7 protein-coding genes and 2 pseudogenes are annotated in these 16,583 nt (G+C 70.8%); 4 read left to right on the top strand and 5 right to left on the bottom strand.

What is annotated here, in order from left to right:
* Positions 1–2,046: 2,046 nt before the first annotated feature.
* A pseudogene (locus DRB89_RS34205) lies at positions 2,047–2,394 on the bottom strand (bifunctional DNA primase/polymerase); the annotation flags it as partial.
* Positions 2,395–2,604: 210 nt separating this feature from the next.
* Entirely contained in the window at positions 2,605–2,952 is a 348-nt protein-coding gene (locus tag DRB89_RS34200) for a hypothetical protein (RefSeq protein WP_112451591.1), read from the bottom strand.
* Positions 2,953–3,082: 130 nt separating this feature from the next.
* On the opposite strand from DRB89_RS34200, the gene DRB89_RS34195 reads away from it, so the two are divergent.
* From DRB89_RS34195 to DRB89_RS34180, 4 genes and pseudogenes are all read left to right on the top strand, one after another.
* Positions 3,083–4,345 carry an amidohydrolase gene (locus tag DRB89_RS34195; RefSeq protein WP_112451590.1) on the top strand — a complete coding sequence of 421 codons (1,263 nt, stop codon included), beginning with the start codon at positions 3,083–3,085 and terminating at the stop codon, positions 4,343–4,345.
* 299 nt (positions 4,346–4,644) lie between these two features.
* A complete protein-coding gene (locus tag DRB89_RS34190; RefSeq protein WP_112451589.1) occupies positions 4,645–6,306 on the top strand; it encodes a recombinase family protein in 1,662 nt (553 codons plus the stop codon).
* A 174-nt stretch (positions 6,307–6,480) separates the two neighbouring features.
* A complete protein-coding gene (locus DRB89_RS34185; RefSeq protein ID WP_112453937.1) occupies positions 6,481–7,065 on the top strand; it encodes a DinB family protein in 585 nt (194 codons plus the stop codon).
* A 96-nt stretch (positions 7,066–7,161) separates the two neighbouring features.
* Positions 7,162–7,796: pseudogene (locus DRB89_RS34180) on the top strand (IS5 family transposase).
* 25 nt (positions 7,797–7,821) lie between these two features.
* Here the strand turns inward: DRB89_RS34180 and DRB89_RS34175 are convergent.
* The 3 genes from DRB89_RS34175 to DRB89_RS34165 all read right to left on the bottom strand — a co-directional run bounded on the left by DRB89_RS34175 (position 7,822) and on the right by DRB89_RS34165 (position 16,432).
* Positions 7,822–9,150, bottom strand: coding sequence for an AAA domain-containing protein (locus DRB89_RS34175; protein ID WP_112451588.1), 1,329 nt, complete (start codon positions 9,148–9,150; stop codon positions 7,822–7,824).
* On the bottom strand, positions 9,147–10,775 hold the full coding sequence (locus DRB89_RS34170; protein WP_112451587.1) for a hypothetical protein: 1,629 nt from the start codon (positions 10,773–10,775) through the stop codon (positions 9,147–9,149). The genes DRB89_RS34175 and DRB89_RS34170 overlap by 4 nt, the downstream gene beginning before the upstream one ends.
* Before the next feature lie 152 nt (positions 10,776–10,927).
* On the bottom strand, positions 10,928–16,432 hold the full coding sequence (locus tag DRB89_RS34165) for a HAMP domain-containing protein (protein WP_204358165.1): 5,505 nt from the start codon (positions 16,430–16,432) through the stop codon (positions 10,928–10,930).
* Positions 16,433–16,583 lie beyond the last annotated feature (151 nt).

Here is a 16,583-nt window from a genome sequence, read left to right as displayed (position 1 = left end):
CCAGCCGGTCGTCGACGCTCAGCCCCTGCCAGCCCACGGCCGCCAGCAGCTGGAAGGCGTACCGGGCCCCCTCCACCCCGGCCGCGGGGTCGGCCGCGCCTTTGAGCACGGCCCACTTCCGCGCCGCGTCCCCACGGGGCCGGACCAGCGATGCCCCCTCGCGACGTGCTTCGTCGTAGGCGGCGATCGCCTCGGCCAGCGGGTGGGGATCGAGCGTGGCCCCGAACTGCATCAGGAGCGTGTCGCCCAGCCTGCCCAGGTAGGTGACGCGGTGGGCGTGGCCCGGCTGCGTGCCGTCTGCGGCGGCTCTGGCCTCCGACACGGCGGCGGCGAGATCGGCCGGATCTCCGCCGCGCAGGAACCGGTGGTACAGCACCTTGCTGAGGCCGGCGTGCCGGCGCCCCCATTCGACATGCCCGTGCGGGGTCCATCCGACGGCGCGCCGGGCGAAGGTGACCGCCTCTTCCAACAGCTCGGGAGTGCCTTCCTGCCCGTACAGGTCATCAAGTGCGCCCGCGAGGTTGTCCCACCTGGTTGCGGCATGGTGGTCAGTGGGCGGGGTCAGCTCCACGCAGTGCCGCAAGTGGCCTACCGCGACCTCCAGTTCGGCGAGTACGCCGGTGCGCCTGAAGAGGCCCATGCGCGCCGCCGACAGGTTGGCCAGCACCGAGGGGAGGGCTTCCCCGTCACCTGGTACCAGCCCCAGGGCCCGATCCAGGACTTCGGCGGCCGTCCGCAGGTCCGCAAGGTCATGGCTGTGGTCGTGGCGCCGGAGCAAGGCGATCCCCAGGCGGTTGAGCCGGATCACTTCGTGCATCGCCGGCACACCGGGCACTTCGGCGGCCTCCAGGAGGCGGACGGCCTCGTGGATGTCGGCCGGGTCCCCCCGTTGCTCGAACCGCAGGCGAAGGAGCATGCCGAGGGTGCCCGCGGCACTCGCGGTGGCGTCGGGGTCCGCGGCCTCCAGCCCCAGTCGGGCCCAGCGCAGGGCTTCGTCCAAGTGCGCGGGGTTGCCGGTGTCTTCGGCGCTCCTGCTGTAGGCCTCGGCCACGAGCCCGTGGAGTGCGGTGTAGGAGGGGTGGGTGGGCGGCGTACTCTCCACAGCCTCTGCCGCGAGTCGTACCGCCGTGGTGAGGAGCAGGGGGAAGCGCTGCTCACCGTGGGAGTGCAACAGCGCTGTCACCCGCCGTAGCCGGATGATCAGCGGGTCCGTGTCCGGACCGGGTTCCGGCCGGGCGCTCTGCTCGGTGAGGAAGCGCCGCAGGTTCCTCCGGATCGTGGGGTCGTCCGGCTGCGTGGCGGCTGCGGCGGCCACGAGCGCTGTCGCCTCCTCGAGGTCGCCCGGGTGACCGCCGCTGTCGGCACGGGCCCGCAGGACCACTCCCAGATTGGAGACCAGGCCCGCGTGATCCGGGTGCTCCGCCGGCAGGAGCGGCAGCGCGTCGCGCAGCCGGTCCACGGCCTCGTCGAGGTGTCCCTGGTCGTCGGCCTCGCCGACGATGAAGCGCTCGTAGAGCAGCCCCGCGAAAATGCTCAGGTGGATGGGGTGGCGAGGATCGCCCAGGTCGGCGGTGCGGATGAGGGTGCGCCCCTCGGCGACGGCCCGGTCCATGTCCTCGAGCCGCTCGCACACCTCAGGGACGATCTCGAGGGTGCGCCAGATCTTCTCGGTGACCGCCCGGCGGCGCGGACCGGCGGGATGCAGGCTCGCCGCTTGCGCGAAGCAGCCCAGGGAGCGCCACAACGCGTCCGGTTCGCGCCGGGCCAGCGCCAGTCCGTGCAGGGAGGCACCGAGGTTGTCCAGAGGGGAGGCCTTGTCGTCCGGGCGGGCCAGACGGACGGCGTGCTCGTGGGCCGTGACGGACGCCAGCAGGTGGTCCACGTCGTGCGTGACCTGGTAGAGCCCGTAGAGCGCGGTGCCTAGTGCTGTGACCGGGAAGGTTCGCCGGGTTGCTCGTGGTGCTGGTTGGAAAGGAGTTCTCCAATCAGCGTGGGGAGGCGGGATGGCGCAACCGGTCCGGGTTCGCGGGCTGACCGAGCAGGAGGGGTGCTCCACTCCTCCCAGGCGAGGAGGGCCGGGGGCCGGTGGGCGGCGCCGGGGGCGGCGAACAGCAGCATCCGGCCGCGGTGCACGGCGGCCGGTCCGGACCCGGGGCCCTCGGCCCAGAGCAGGTCCAGCATCCGGCGCCCGAGGACGACGGGGACGTTGACCACGTCGAAGGCGGTCCCGCAGGGCAGGACGGCGGGCGCGGTGGGCCGGGCCTGCCAGGCGGCCAGCGTGCCCTGGGGGTGGGCGGACGCCGAGGCGAGCCAGGCGGCGCCCGCCGGGGTGACATGGGTCGCGGGGGCGCTCGTCCGCACGTCGAGGGCGGGGCAGCCGGTCAGGATCGTCATATGACAAGGTCTACCCGCTGTAGCGGACCGGTCCCCGGGAGTTACGGGAAACCGGGACGCGCCGGGTGCTCCTGGGGTATGTTGCGTCCCGCATATGCCAGTGGTCGGACCCACCCGGCGCCGGGCCGGCCCCGCGGCGGCTGCCGCCGGGGCCCGGGCGCCGGGCGCTCGGCCGCCGGGCCCTAGCCGCCGGCCCTGGCCCCGCCCGGCTCAGGGGCCCTCGGGCGCGGTCCCGCGGAGCAGGGACTCGCCGAACTCGATCATCTTGTGCGCGTAGTCCTCGGTCCACTCCGCCTGCTCGGCGATGGTCCGCGCGGACAGCCGGTCGAACCGCCGCGGATCCGCCAGCTGGGCCGCCGCCACCGCCTGGAACTCCACCGCCCGCTCCTGCGCCGCCCGGAAGGCCAGCGTCAGCTCGGTGGCCCGGACCAGCAGCTCCCGCGGGTCGTCGATCGATTCGAGGTCGAAGAAGTGCTCCGGGTCCGTGACGGTCTCCGACGGCTCGAAGAGCAGCTGCGCGGGCCGCAGCCTGCGCTCGGTCCGCTCGGGCTCTGCCATGCGTGTCCTCCTGCTGCACGTGGGAAAGGCGCTGGGCCGAAAAGCTTCCGGGCCACCGTCCATTGTCCAACGTCGCGCAAGATGGCCCGAGAGGGCCCGCGCACGGGGTCGCATCGGCTAGAACATGCGTATGGCCGATGGTGTGCACGAGGAACTGGACCGGCTCTGCGACGAGGGAGTCGAGCAGGTGATCGGCTGGCGCCGGCACCTGCACCGCCATCCCGAGCTGCCGAACCGCGAGGCAGCCACCGCGCGGCTCGTCGCGCGGGAGCTCACTTCTTTCGGACTCGACGAGGTCCGCACCGGCATCGCCGGGCACGGCGTGGTCGGGGTGCTGCGCGGCGGCCGGCCCGGCGGGCGGGTGGCCGCGCTGCGGGCCGACATGGACGCCCTGCCCGTCCCGGACCGCTGCGGCGCGGAGTTCGCCGCCGCCGGCCCGGCCTCGCACGCCTGCGGCCACGACTGCCACACCGCGATGCTCCTCGGAGCCGCGCGCGCACTGGCCGACGTACGGGTGCGCGAACGGCTGCCCGGCACCGTGCTGTTCGTGTTCCAGCCCGCCGAGGAGGGGCCGCCGGTCGGCGAGGACGGCGGGGCGCGCCTGATGGTGGCCGAGGGGGCCTTCGCCGACCCCGTCCCCACCATGGCCTTCGGCATGCACGTCACCCCGCACCCCAAGGGCTGGGTGGGCTACCGGTCCGGCCCGATGTACGGCGCCTCCTGCCTGGTCCGCGTCACCGTCACCGGCCGCCAGTCGCACGCCTCCTCCCCCTGGCAGGGCGTCGACCCGATGCCCGCCGCCGGGGCGCTGCTGACCGGGATCGGCCAGCTCTACCGGCAGGTCCCGGCGTTCTCCCCGGTCACCGTCTCCATCGGCCACATCGAGGACGTCGGCCGGTACAACGTCATCGGCGAGACGGTCACCCTGTGGGGCACGATCCGCTGCGCCGAGGAGCGGGACATGCCCGAGGTCAAGCGCCGGCTGACGGTGCTGGCCGAGCACACCGCGCTGGCGTACGGGGCCTCGGCGACCGTCGAACTGCTCCAGGACGTGCCCGCCGTGCGCAACGACCCGGCCTGGGTCGAGGCCGCGCTGCCCACCCTGCGCCGGGTCGCGGGCGCGGACCGGGTGGTGGAGGTCGGCGGCACGCTCGGCTACGACGACGTCTCCGAGCTCATCACCCGCTTCGGCGGGCTGTACGTGATGCTCGGCGTCCAGGACACCGCCCTGGACCCGGCGAGCGGCGAACCGGTCGCCGTCCCCGGCGGCCGGGGCCTGGTGGGCAACCACCACCCCGCCTTCTACGCCGACGACGCCACGCTGGCCACGGGCGTACGGCTGCACGCGCACGCCGCGTACGACCACTTGGCGGGGACGCTCGTCACGCACTGACCGCCGCCTTCGCCGGGGCGGCGAGCTCGTCCAGTACCGCCGCCGGCTCGTCCGCGAGTCCCGCGGGGGCCCGGAACCCGTCAGCCATGACCAGCCCGCTGATCCCGGGGACGTCCGCCGAGGCCCCGGCGTCCGCACCCGCCTCGGCGTCGAGCGCACATCCCGCTGACCCGCCGACTCAGGGATTCCGGCTCACCTGGTACTCGAACGGGTGAGGTTTCGAATGATTGGCTTCCTGCCCTCAGAAAACAGGATCACCATGGAGTTTCATCGATAGGGGACTGTGTGGGGGGAGTGAGATGCCGTACAGGCCGTCACCGGGTACTCGTGTCCTGAAGATGCGTCGCATCAGTCGGAATTCCGAGGACAGCTCTGCTTTGGCGCGTCAGGTCGAGGCCTTGGACGGCGCAGCCGCTGAGGGCCGGTTCGATGTGGTGGGGGACGTAGAGGACTCGTTCATCTCGGGGGCAGTCCGCCCTGACGAGCGGCCTGGCCTCGGTAGGTGGATGCGTGAGCCGCTCTGGTACCGGTGGGACGCGATCATGGTCACCTCCCTGGACCGCATCACTCGGAACCAGACGCACTGGGAGATGTTCGCCGACAGGTGCTACCAAGACGGCAAGGACGTCATCTGCCTTGATGACCCGGCCTTGGACATCACTCCTGGCAATGGCCGGATGATCGCTTACATCAAGGCGACACAGGCGCAGGAGTACCGCGAAGCCATCGTGCAACAGCGCCGGAATCAGACTCAGTACTACCGCGATGAATGTCTTTGGGGTGGTGGGACTTGGCCCTTTGGCTATCGGCCGGTCCTCGCGGAACATCAGGGCCGGCAGCGCTACAAACTGCTCATCGACCCGGTGACGGGCCCCATGATCCGTGAGGCGTACGAGCGAATCGCGGAGCAGGGGTGGTCCATGAGCCGCCTGTGTCAGGACTGGAATGAGCGTGGTGTCCTCACGTCGCAGGACTACCAGCGGAGCGTCAACGGGGGCGAGAGGAAGGCCGGGGTCAAGACGGCTGTCAAGGGGACCAGGTGGACCACGTCCACCCTGGGGAAGATGCTGAAGAAACCGATCCTCAGGGGGATCGCCATGCATGGAGGCGAGCCGCTCCTTCGCGATGGAGTTCCTGTTCGATGGGCTGATCCCGTCCTCAGCGATGGGGAATTCGCCAAGTTGCAGGCGGCGGTATCCGCGCTAGGTCGACATCGTGCCGGAATCAAGTCCAACGCGTCTCCCATGACGGGACTGCTCTACTGTCCGTGCGGCAGGAAGATGTACGAGAACAGCTCGATCGGGAAGCTGAGCACGGGAGAGATCCGGCACCACAAGTACTTCCGCTGCTCTTCCTGGTCCAACGGCAAGGCGTGCGATTTCTCTGTCTCCTGGCCTCAGGACCAGGTGTACGCAGCGGCGGAGCGCGCGGTCCTCGGCAAGCTGGGTGGCGAAGAAATCACCCAGCGTCAGTACGTACCGGGTAGGGACAACAGGAAGCAAATCAAGGAACTTGAGCGTGCCATCGGCAATCTGTCGCAATCGATCGCCTTGGCCGCATCTCCTGTAGTGGTGGCCTCCCTGACCGGTGCGATGGAGCGGCATGCGGCCAACCTTGAGGAACTGATGGCTGAGCCGTTCGTTCCAGGTCGGTGGGAGGTTGTTGGGACCGGCCAGACGTACGCCGAGAGGTGGTCCGAAATGAACGGCTGGAAGGAGCAGGGGCCTTTCCTTCGCCAGGCTGGCATTCGGCTCTTCATTCGGAGCCGACCCAGGGCGAACGCGCGGCACATGGCCATCTGCATCATCACGCCGAATGACGTCGCCGAGAGGGCGAGTGATGCCTTGGCTGAATCTGTTGAGCCGAGCGACGAAGAGGCATGGAGCCTTGAAGCCTTGAAAATCTTCCAGGAGGTCCTGGAGACAGAATCGACCAATCGAGGTCCAGCCTCTCCTGAGTGAGACCGCGGCCCCCCTTTCCACCGGGGGCCTTGAGAGGATGTCTCACGTGGATAGGCTCCGAGCTCCTTGCAGCAGGTCGGGGCGGTGACCATAGCTGACCACGGCTCCGCCGGTTGTTGCGGACCACGTACGGGATCTTGAGACCATGAGCAGCCCATGGCAGGCTCGTGCCGCATGATCGATGATTTCGCGAAAGACAACCTGCACAAGAGACTGCGGCGGGACCGTGAGGCGCTGCTCTGGAAGCTCGACGGCTTGTCCGAATACGACGCGCGCCGGCCTCTGACGGCGACCGGGACCAACCTCCTCGGCCTGGTCAAACACGTGGCCACGGTCGAGGCCAGGTACTTCGGCGAGGTCTTCGACCGCCCTTCTCCGGAGCCGCTTTGCCGGTGGCAGGACTCCGACGGCAGCGATCTATGGGCGGCCGAGAACGAGACGCGTGGTCAGATCGTCGGGTTCTACCGGCGCACGTGGGAACACTCGGACGCGACAATCAACGAGCTTGCCCTCGACGCCCCCGGCCACGTGCCCTGGTGGCCGGAGCCTTATGCCGACACGAACCTGTTCGCCATCATGGTCCATGTCCTCGGCGAGACCATCCGGCATGCCGGGCACGCCGACATCCTGCGCGAGGGCGTAGACGGCCGGACCGGGATGCGCGCCGAACACGAGCAGCCGATCGACAAGGAAGCCCGCGCAGCCTCCTTCGCGAAGATCGAGCAAGCCGCCAGGATGGCCACACCAACCACCGCGTAGGGGCTGTTCCACGACATGACGTGATGTTCGAACGGCATGATGCCGGTCGTGAGTGCTGATCTGTCGAAGCGTCTGGTTCCTGATGAGCTCTGAGAGCTGGTTGCCCCGTTATTGCCGTCGTTCGCCGCTCGACCGCAAGGTGGTGGGACCGCTCCGTGTGACGAACGGGCCGTGTTCACGGCAGTGGTCTACGTGCTGACCAGCGGCTGTGCCTGGCGGCATCTGCCGCCGACGTTCGACACGTCCTCCGCCACCGCGCATCGGCGCTTCACGGTATGGACCGAGGCCGGCCCATGGCGTCGGCTCCACCGGGCGGTGCTGGACGAACTCGGGGCCCGGGGCAAGGTGGACTGGACCTCGGCGATCGTCGATGCGGCCCCTGTTCGCGCCAAAAGAGGGGATCGCTGACGGGGCCGAACCCGGTCGATCGCGGCAAGAAGGGCAGCAAGCTGCACGTGCTGTCCGATGCCCAGGGCGTCCCACTCACCGTCGCCGTGTCCGGCGCGAACATGCACGACAGTCTCGCCCTCAAGGTCGCGCGCATCGCGCGGCCAGGCGTCGACTCCGGCGAACGCCTCGGCCGGTACCGCTGGAAGATGTCGATCGCTTGGCTCTTCGGCTACCGCCGCTTGACCGTCCAGTACGAACGAAAGGGCTCAAACTTCCTCGCCTTCCTCGGCCTGGCTGCTGCCCTGACCTGCTACAAGAAGCTCGCGAAACTTGCCACGTGAGACACCCTCTTAGGCTGGTGGCGGCCTATGGCCGCCACGAGACGCGGTGGTTGGACCAGAAGTCCCACGTTGACATCATCGCCTCCCAGCCGTCGGGGAACTTCACCGTCACGCCCAGCTGGACCGGTTCCGTCGACGGGTGGTCGTCCAGCAGCTCCGCTATCCCCGCCCGGGCCACCACCACGCAGGCGTGCCGGTGCCGCGAGGCCAGGACGCACAGCCGGCCCGTCTCCAGGTGGAAGGCGGTCGCGTCCGGGCGGCCCGACAGGGGGTGGAGGACCACCGTGAGGTCGTACTCGCGGCCCTGGAGCCGGTTCGCCGTGTCCACGGTGACCCCGGTGACCCCGAGCGCGGCCAGCGCCGCGCGGACCGCCGAGGCCTGGTCGCGGTGGGCGGTGCCCACGGCGATCCGGTCCGCCGTCAGCGGGGACGGGCCGCCGGGCCGCTCGTCCACCGTCACCGCGCCCCGGTCCAGCGCCCGGCGGACCACCGTCGCCACCGCCCGCACCGCCTCCGGGTCCGTCCGGGGCGTGTGCCGGGCCGGCAGCTCCAGCAGCCCCCAGCCCGACTCCGCGGCCTCGTCCAGCACCCGGTCGGGGCCCGAGCCGTCGCCCGCGACCCCGTAGGACATCCGCCGCTCGCCGGGACCCGTACCGCTGCGGAACGGCGTGTACGGGTAGAAGGCGCGGGAGACCAGCGGCGCGGCCGAGGCCGGCAGCCGCCACGACACCGGCAGCCGGTGCTGCGGCAGGGTCGGGTTGTGGGCGAGCAGGGTGCTGACCGCCGAGGCGGAGGGGTCGTAGGACAGCCCCGCCCACTGGTCGGCGCCGACCACGCTGAAGGGGTCCAACTGGCCCGGGTCGCCGACGAACAGCGCCCGGTCGAACAGCCCGGCCACCGCCAGCAGCGCGTCCGAGCGCATCTGGTACGCCTCGTCCACGATGGCGTGCTCCCAGGGCTCCACGTCCTTGACCCACGCCCACTTGGCCGCCGTGGAGATGGTGACCGGCAGCTCGGCGAGGTCCGCGGGCTTCGCCGAGAGGACCACCGACTCCAGCTCGCGCAGGGCCGGATCGTAGGCGTCCGCGTCGCTGCTGTGCAGCCGGCCGACCTTCAGCTCCGGATCCTTCCCGTGCAGCCGCAGCACCAGGTCGTCGACCTGCGCGTTCGTCTGCGCGACCACCATCAGCCGGCGCCCGGCCGCCGCCAGCTCGCGCGCCGCGCGCACCACCAGCGTGGACTTGCCGGCCCCGGGTGGGGAGTCGACGACCACGCCCCGCGCCGTGCCGTGCAGGGTGTCGTGGAGGATGGCCGCCGTGGCCCGGTCGGCCGCGGTGCCCGGATCGAAATTCACAGGAGGTCCTCGTCGGTCACGGGGTCGGGCAGCGGCAGCGCGGGCGCCGATCCGGTCAGGTGCGCGGGCGGACCGCCGTGGGTCCACGGGGTCTGCTCGGGGTCCGGCAGCTTCGGGCCGCCGCGGGAGTCGTGCTCGAACAGCGTCCAGCAGACCCGGTCGCCCTTCTCCGGCACCGAGCCCGCCTCCGGGTCCCTGCCGCGGCCCATCTTGTCGAGCAGGCGCAGCACGAGCCGGCCGTCCTCCTCCCAGCGCACGAACCGGGCGCTCTGCGGGCGGCCGTCCAGCGAGCGGAACACCTTCGCGCCGCCGTCACCGCCCTCGCCGCCGCCGGCGAGCTGCGGCCGGTCCTCCGTGGCCACCGTCACCAGCGGGCGCGGGCTCGGCCGCTTCGCGTCCGTCCACTCCATGACCACTTCGGTGACCTCGCCGGCGAAGGCCTCGCCCGCCAGCCGCCGGCCCGCCATCACCAGCGGGTCGTCCAGCGCCTCTTGGGCGTCGAGCCTGACCTGCTCGGTCTCCCGCTTCGCGAGCTTGCGCGCGGCCGTCACCGCGTCGTCCAGGCGCGGCTGCGGCCCTTCGCCGGCCCGCACCCGGTCCCGGTGCCCGGTGTACGACCAGCGGTCCCCGGTCCAGCGTTCCTCGGCCCGCTCACCGGCGGGCAGTTCGCGCAGGAGGCCGACGGCCTGCCACACCGCGTGCCAGGTGCTCTCCATCTGGGCCGTGACCAGCCGCCGGACGGCCAGCTCGGCGGACCGCGTGCTGCTGCCGCCCCCGTCGCCGCTGCCGCTGCCGCTGCCGTCGCGGAGCGCGGCCGCCCGGGCCGCGTCGAACTTCGCGATCGCCGGGGCCAGCAGCTTGTTGTCGAACGCCGGATCCGTCGCGGGACCGGCCGGCGGGAGGAGCAACTGGCCGTCCGCGCCCCGGCCGAGCTCCGCGCGCAGCGCCCGCTCGGCGCCCGACTCGCCCCGCGGGGGGTCGATCCACGCCAGCAGCGCCTGCAGGTGCTGGTCCTCCAGGTTGCTCTGGCCGCTCGCCCAGTGCCGGGCCAGCAGATCCGTCGCCGACAGCAGCATCGAGGACCCCGGGACCCGAGAGCGCTCGGAGAAGTGCGTGAACCAGCGCCCGAGCAGGGGCACTTGGGCGGGCGCCGGATAAGGGTTCTCGGGATCCTCCTCGGCGGTCCGCCGGAACCGCATGGACCGCCCCAGCAGCCTCACGTACTCCACGCCGGCGCGGCTCGGCACGATGAGCTGCGGCGCGTCCACGCACAGCTCGGCCGCCACCTTGACCCGCTTGCCCGTCTCCGGGTCGGTCTCGGTGTGCTCGGCCGGCTCGACGTCGTCCGCGTACGAGTCGATGTACGGGATGAGGTGCCCGGCGAGCTCCGCCAGGAACTGCCACCGCAGGTCGCGGTCGCGCGGCTGCGGTATGACCAGGATCCGCGGCGCGTCCCGGTCGGTGCCGAACATCGCGCCGAGCGGAGCCCCGGCCTCGCCCGCGGTCGTCAGCGGTACGAAGACCAGCGGGCGCTCGCTCAGATGCCGGTGCCGGACGGTCGCCAGGGCTTGCGCCCGGCCGGACCGGACCGCTTCCAGCCGGGCCAGGGTGGTCAGCAGGGACACGGGGCGTCCTCCGGGCGGATGCGGGCGGCGGCCTGCTCCAGCGCCTCGGCGCGCAGCCGGGCGGCGTACCGCAGCGCGGCCGCGGTCGGATCGTCGGGGGAGGGGGCGTCGGCAGCGTCAGATGTGTTTAAGTGTCGGCGCCCGCTCACGCCTCAGTTTCCGCGCATGTGCCCTTCCATGACCGACAGTAGATAGTCGGGTTCCACCGGCTTGGTCACATAGTCGGAGGCTCCGGACTCGATCGCCTTCTCCCGGTCGCCCTTCATGGCCTTCGCCGTCAGCGCGATGATCGGCAGCCCCTCGAACTGCGGCATCCGCCGGATCGCCGAGGTCGTCGCGTACCCGTCCATCTCCGGCATCATGATGTCCATCAGCACGAGCGCCACGTCGTCGTGCTGCTCCAGGACCTCGATGCCCTCCCGCCCGTTCTCCGCGTACAGCACCGCCAGGCCGTGCTGCTCCAGCACGCTGGTCAGCGCGAAGACGTTGCGCACGTCGTCGTCCACGATCAGCACCCGCTCGCCGTGGAAGTCGTACGTCCGAGGCGCCACCGGCAGCGGCTCCTCGACGGCCCACGCCTCCGCGTCGCCCTGCCCCGGCACCTCAGCCCGCAGCTGCGGCTCGCTCAAGGCCTTGCGCCGGCGCCGGAACAGCGCCGAAGACCCCTGCCCCGCCGGTTCCCCGCCGCGCGGCAGCGCAACCGGCTGCACGGGCGGTACGGGGCCCTGCTCGGCCGGGGCCGCCGGCAGCGCGGGCCGCGCCTCCTCGGCCGCCGGCCTGCGGTACAGCTCCGCGCGGGCTCCGCCCGGCGTCGGGGGCGCGTACCCCTGCGGGGGCAGCTCGCTCGGGTGCAGCGGCAGGTACAGCGTGAAGGTGGACCCGCGTCCGGGCTCGCTCGCCGCGTGGATCTCCCCGCCCAGCAGCCGGGCGATCTCCCGGCTGATGGACAGGCCGAGGCCCGTTCCGCCGTACTTGCGGCTGGTGGTGCCGTCGGCCTGCTTGAAGGCCTCGAAGATCACCAGCATCTTGCTCGCCGCGATCCCGATCCCGGTGTCGGTCACCGAGAAGGCGATCAGGTCGGCGTCCGCCTCGCGGAGCGAACCCGCCTCCAGCAGCTGCTCGCGGATCGCGATGGGCACGTCCGCCCCGGCGGGCCGGATCACCAGCTCCACCGCCCCGGTGTCGGTGAACTTCACCGCGTTCGACAGCAGGTTGCGCAGCACCTGCAGCAGCCGCTGTTCGTCGGTGTGCAGGGTCGCCGGGAGCTCCGGGGAGACCCGTACCGAGAAGTCGAGCCCCTTCTCCGCGGTGAGCGGCCGGAAGGTGGCCTCCACGTAGTCGACGAGCTGGACCAGCGCGATCCTGGTCGGCGAGACGTCCATCTTCCCGGCCTCGACCTTCGACAGGTCGAGGATGTCGTTGATCAGCTGGAGCAGGTCCGAGCCGGCCCCGTGGATGGTCTCGGCGAATTCCACCTGCTTCGGCGAGAGGTTCTCGTCCGCGTTGTCCGCGAGCAGCTTCGCCAGGATCAGCAGGGAGTTGAGCGGGGTCCGCAGCTCGTGCGACATGTTCGCCAGGAACTCGGACTTGTAGCGCATCGAGACCGCGAGCTGCTCGGCGCGCTCCTCCAGGACCTGCCGGGCCTCCTCGATCTCGGTGTTCTTCACCTCGATGTCCCGGTTCTGCTGGGCCAGCAGCTCGGCCTTCTCCTCCAGTTCGGCGTTGGCCGCCTGGAGGGCCTTCTGCCGGTTCTCCAGCTCGTCGGAGCGCTCGCGCAGCTGCTCGGTCATCTCCTGCGACTGCTTGAGCAGCATCTCCGTCTTGGAGTTGACGGAAATGGTGTTGACGCTCGTGCCGATCATCTCGGCGATCTGGCTGAGGAAGTCCTTCTGGATCTGCGTGAAGGGCTGGAAGGAGGCCAGCTCGATGACGCCGAGCACCTTCCCCTCGAAGAGCACCGGCAGCACGATCACGTGCGCCGGCGGGGCCTCGCCGAGCCCCGAGGAGATCTTCAGGTAGCCGGGCGGGGTGTTCTCGATCAGGATCGTCCGCTTCTCTTCGGCGACCGTCCCGATCAGCCCCTCCCCCGGCCGGAAGGACATGGGCATCTGGCCGCCGGCGTACGCGTAACTCCCGCGCATCCGCAGCTCGTACGAGCCATCCGCGCCCCCCTCCGTCCCGATCTCGGTGGTACCGCCGGCCGGCAGCGCCAGGAAGAACGCCCCGTGCTGCGCGGAGACCACCGGGGTCAGCTCGCTCATGATCAGCGAGGCGACGTCGTCCAGCTCGCGGCGGCCCTGCATCAGGGCGGAGATCCGGGCGAGGTTGCCCTTGAGCCAGTCCTGCTCCTTGTTGGCCAAGGTGGTGTCGCGCAGGTTGGCGATCATCGTGTTCAGGTTGTCCTGGAGGACCTGGATCTCGCCGGCCGCGTCCACGTCGATCTTGAGGTTGAGGTCGCCGCGCGTCACCGCCGTGGCGACGGCCGCGATGGCGCGCACCTGGCGGGTGAGGTTGCCGGCCATCTCGTTGACCGACTCGGTCAGGTCCCGCCAGGTCCCGTCGACGTCCCGGACCCGGGCCTGGCCGCCGAGGATCCCCTCGGTGCCCACCTCGCGGGCCACCCGCGTCACCTGGTCGGCGAAGGACGACAGCTGGTCGACCATCGTGTTGATCGTGGTCTTGAGCTCCAGGATCTCGCCGCGCGCGTCGATGTCGATCTTCTTGGTCATGTCGCCCTTGGCGATGGCGGTCGTGACCATGGCGATCTGCCGGACCTGGCCGGTGAGGTTGGAGGCCATGAAGTTCACCGAGTCGGTGAGGTCCTTCCACGTCCCGGACACCCCGGGAACGTGTGCCTGACCGCCCAGCCGGCCCTCCGTACCCACCTCGCGGGCCACGCGCGTGACCTCGTCGGCGAAGGACGACAGGGTCTTGACCATCGTGTTGACGGTGTCGGCCAGCTGCGCGACCTCGCCCCGGGCCTCGACCGTGACCGTCTTGGTCAGGTCTCCGTTGGCCACCGCCGTCGAGACCTGGGCGATCCCGCGCACCTGGGCCGTCAGATTGCCGGCCATGGTGTTGACGTTGTCGCTGAGGTCCTTCCAGATGCCGGTCACCCCGCGCACCCGGGCCTGGCCGCCGAGGATCCCCTCGGTGCCCACCTCGCGGGCCACCCGCGTCACCTGCTCGGCGAACGAGGACAGCTGGTCGACCATCGTGTTCACGGTGGTGACCAGTTCGAGGATCTCGCCCTTCGCGTCGACCGTGATCTTCTTGGAGAGGTCGCCCATGGCGACCGCGGTGGTCACCTCGGCGATGTTGCGCACCTGCGACGTCAGGTTGTTCGCCATGAAGTTGACGGACTGGGTGAGGTCCTTCCAAGTGCCGGAGACCCCCTTGACCTCGGCCTGGCCGCCCAGGATGCCCTCGGTGCCCACCTCCCGGGCCACCCGCGTCACCTGCTCCGCGAAGTTCGAGAGCTGGTCCACCATCGTGTTGAGGGTGTTCTTCAGCTCCAGGATCTCGCCCCGGGCATCGACCTCGATCTTCTGCGACAGGTCGCCGCGGGCCACCGCGGTGGCGACCTGCGCGATGTTGCGCACCTGCGAGGTCAGGTTCCCGGCCATGCCGTTCACCGAGTCCGTCAGGTCCCGCCACACGCCGGCCACACCGGGCACCTGCGCCTGGCCGCCGAGCCGGCCCTCCGTACCCACGTCCCGGGCCACCCGGGTCACCTGCTCCGCGAAGGCGGAGAGCTGGTCGACCATCGTGTTGATGGTGTTCTTCAGCTCCAGGATCTCGCCGCGCGCGTCCACGTCGATCTTCTGCGACAGGTCGCCGCGGGCCACCGCCGTGGTCACCTGGGCGATCTGGCGCACCTGGGAGGTCAGGTTCCCGGCCATGAAGTTGACGGAGTCGGTGAGTTCCTTCCAGGTGCCGGACACCCCCTCCACCCGGGCCTGGCCGCCGAGCCGGCCCTCCGTACCCACGTCCCGGGCCATCCGCGTGACCTGGTCGGCGAACGAGGACAGCTGGTCCACCATCGTGTTCACGGTGTTCTTCAGCTGGAGCATCTCGCCGGAGACGTCCACGGTGACCTTCTGCGACAGGTCGCCGTTGGCCACCGCCGTCGTCACCTGCGCGATGTTGCGGACCTGCCCGGTGAGGTTGCGGAAGGCGGTGTTCACCGAGTCGGTGAGGTCCTTCCACGTCCCGGCCGCGCCCGGCACCTGCGCCTGGCCGCCCAGCTCGCCCTCGACGCCGACCTCGCGGGCCACCCGCGTCACCTCGGCACCGAAGGACTGGAGCTGGTCCACCATCGTGTTGACGGTGTTCTTCAGCTCCAGCATCTCGCCGGCCACATCGACGGTGACCTTCTGCGAGAGGTCCCCGTTGGCCACCGCCGTCGTCACGGTCGCGATGTCCCGCACCTGCGTCGTGAGGTTGCGGAAGACCGTGTTCACCGAGTCGGTGAGGTCCTTCCACGTCCCCGCCGCGCCCGGCACCTGCGCCTGACCACCGAGGGTTCCCTTGGCCCCGACCTCGCTGGCCACGCGCGTGACCTCGTCCGCGAAGGTCCGCAGCGTCTCGGTCATCTGGTTGATCGTTTCGGCCAGCTGCGCGACCTCGCCGCGAGCGCTGACCCGCACCTTCTGCGACAGGTCGCCGTTGGCGACGGCCGTCGTGACCTGGGCGATCCCGCGCACCTGAGCCGTCAGGTTGCCCGCCATCGTGTTGACGGAGTCCGTCAGGTCCTTCCACACGCCCGCGACCCCGGGCACCTTCGCCTGGCCGCCGAGCTCACCCTCCGTACCCACCTCGCGGGCCACCCGGGTGACCTCGGACGAGAACGAGGACAGCTGGTCCACCATCGTGTTGACGGTGTTCTTCAGCTGGAGCATCTCGCCGGCCACGTGCACGGTGACCTTGCGCGACAGATCGCCCTTCGCCACCGCCGTCGTGACGAGAGCGATGTCACGCACCTGAGCGGTGAGCCGGTACGCCATCGTGTTGACGGAGTCGGTCAGATCCTTCCAGGATCCGGACATTCCACGCACCTGGGCCTGGCCGCCGAGCTTGCCCTCGGTGCCCACCTCCAGCGCCACCCGCGTCACCTCGTCGGTGAACGCGGAGAGCTGGTCGACCAGATTGTTGACCGTCCGCCCGACCTTCAGGAACTCCCCGCGCAGCGGGTGCCCGGCACCCTCCGCGGCCTGGGTCCGCAGGTCCATGCGCTGGTCGAGATCGCCCTCGGCGACCGCCGACAGCACCCGGCCCACCTCGGACACCGGCCGCGCCAGATCGTCGACCAGCTGGTTCGAGGCGTCGATCGCGGCCGCCCAGGAGCCCTCACAGGCACCCGTTTCCAGCCGTTCGCTCAGCTTTCCCTCGCGGCCCACCATCCGCCGGACCCGGGACAGCTCGCCGGTCAGGTGGAGATTGCGGTCGGCGACCTCGTTGTAGACGGCGGCGATCTCCGCCATCACGCCTTCGCCGGACACCGTCAGCCGCTTGCGGAAGTTCCCGTCCCGCATCGACACCAAGGCCGTGAGCAGCCTGTTCAGGGCCGCGGTATCGACCTCCGTCGTCCCTTCCCGCCGGGACCGTCCGCCCTTCGGGCGCGTTCCCGTACGCCGCACCGCCGCGCCAGACTCCACCGTGTCCCTCCCGAAAGGGTCGACCGCCGTTCCACCGGGCACTTTGCTCATCAGTACCCGGCTCCAAGCCTGCCCAGTGTTTCACCCCGACCGAACCCGGCCATAACACTCCGGCACCATCGCACACCGGCCGCACCCTGCGGGTGGATTC

Origin of the sequence: Streptomyces sp. ICC4 (assembly GCF_003287915.1) — a bacterium.
Classification (GTDB): Bacteria; Actinomycetota; Actinomycetes; order Streptomycetales; family Streptomycetaceae; genus Streptomyces; species Streptomyces tritrimontium.
Note: the sequence above shows the minus strand (reverse complement) of the source record. Positions and strands in the feature narration are given on the sequence as shown.

Bases quoted from the DNA above. Each gene is read 5' to 3' on its own strand.
- DRB89_RS34200 (WP_112451591.1), bottom strand. From the start codon at position 2,952: ATGGCAGAGCCCGAGCGGACCGAGCGCAGGCTGCGGCCCGCGCAGCTG.
- DRB89_RS34195 (WP_112451590.1), top strand. From the start codon at position 3,083: ATGGCCGATGGTGTGCACGAGGAACTGGACCGGCTCTGCGACGAGGGA.
- DRB89_RS34190 (WP_112451589.1), top strand. From the start codon at position 4,645: ATGCCGTACAGGCCGTCACCGGGTACTCGTGTCCTGAAGATGCGTCGC.
- DRB89_RS34185 (WP_112453937.1), top strand. From the start codon at position 6,481: ATGATCGATGATTTCGCGAAAGACAACCTGCACAAGAGACTGCGGCGG.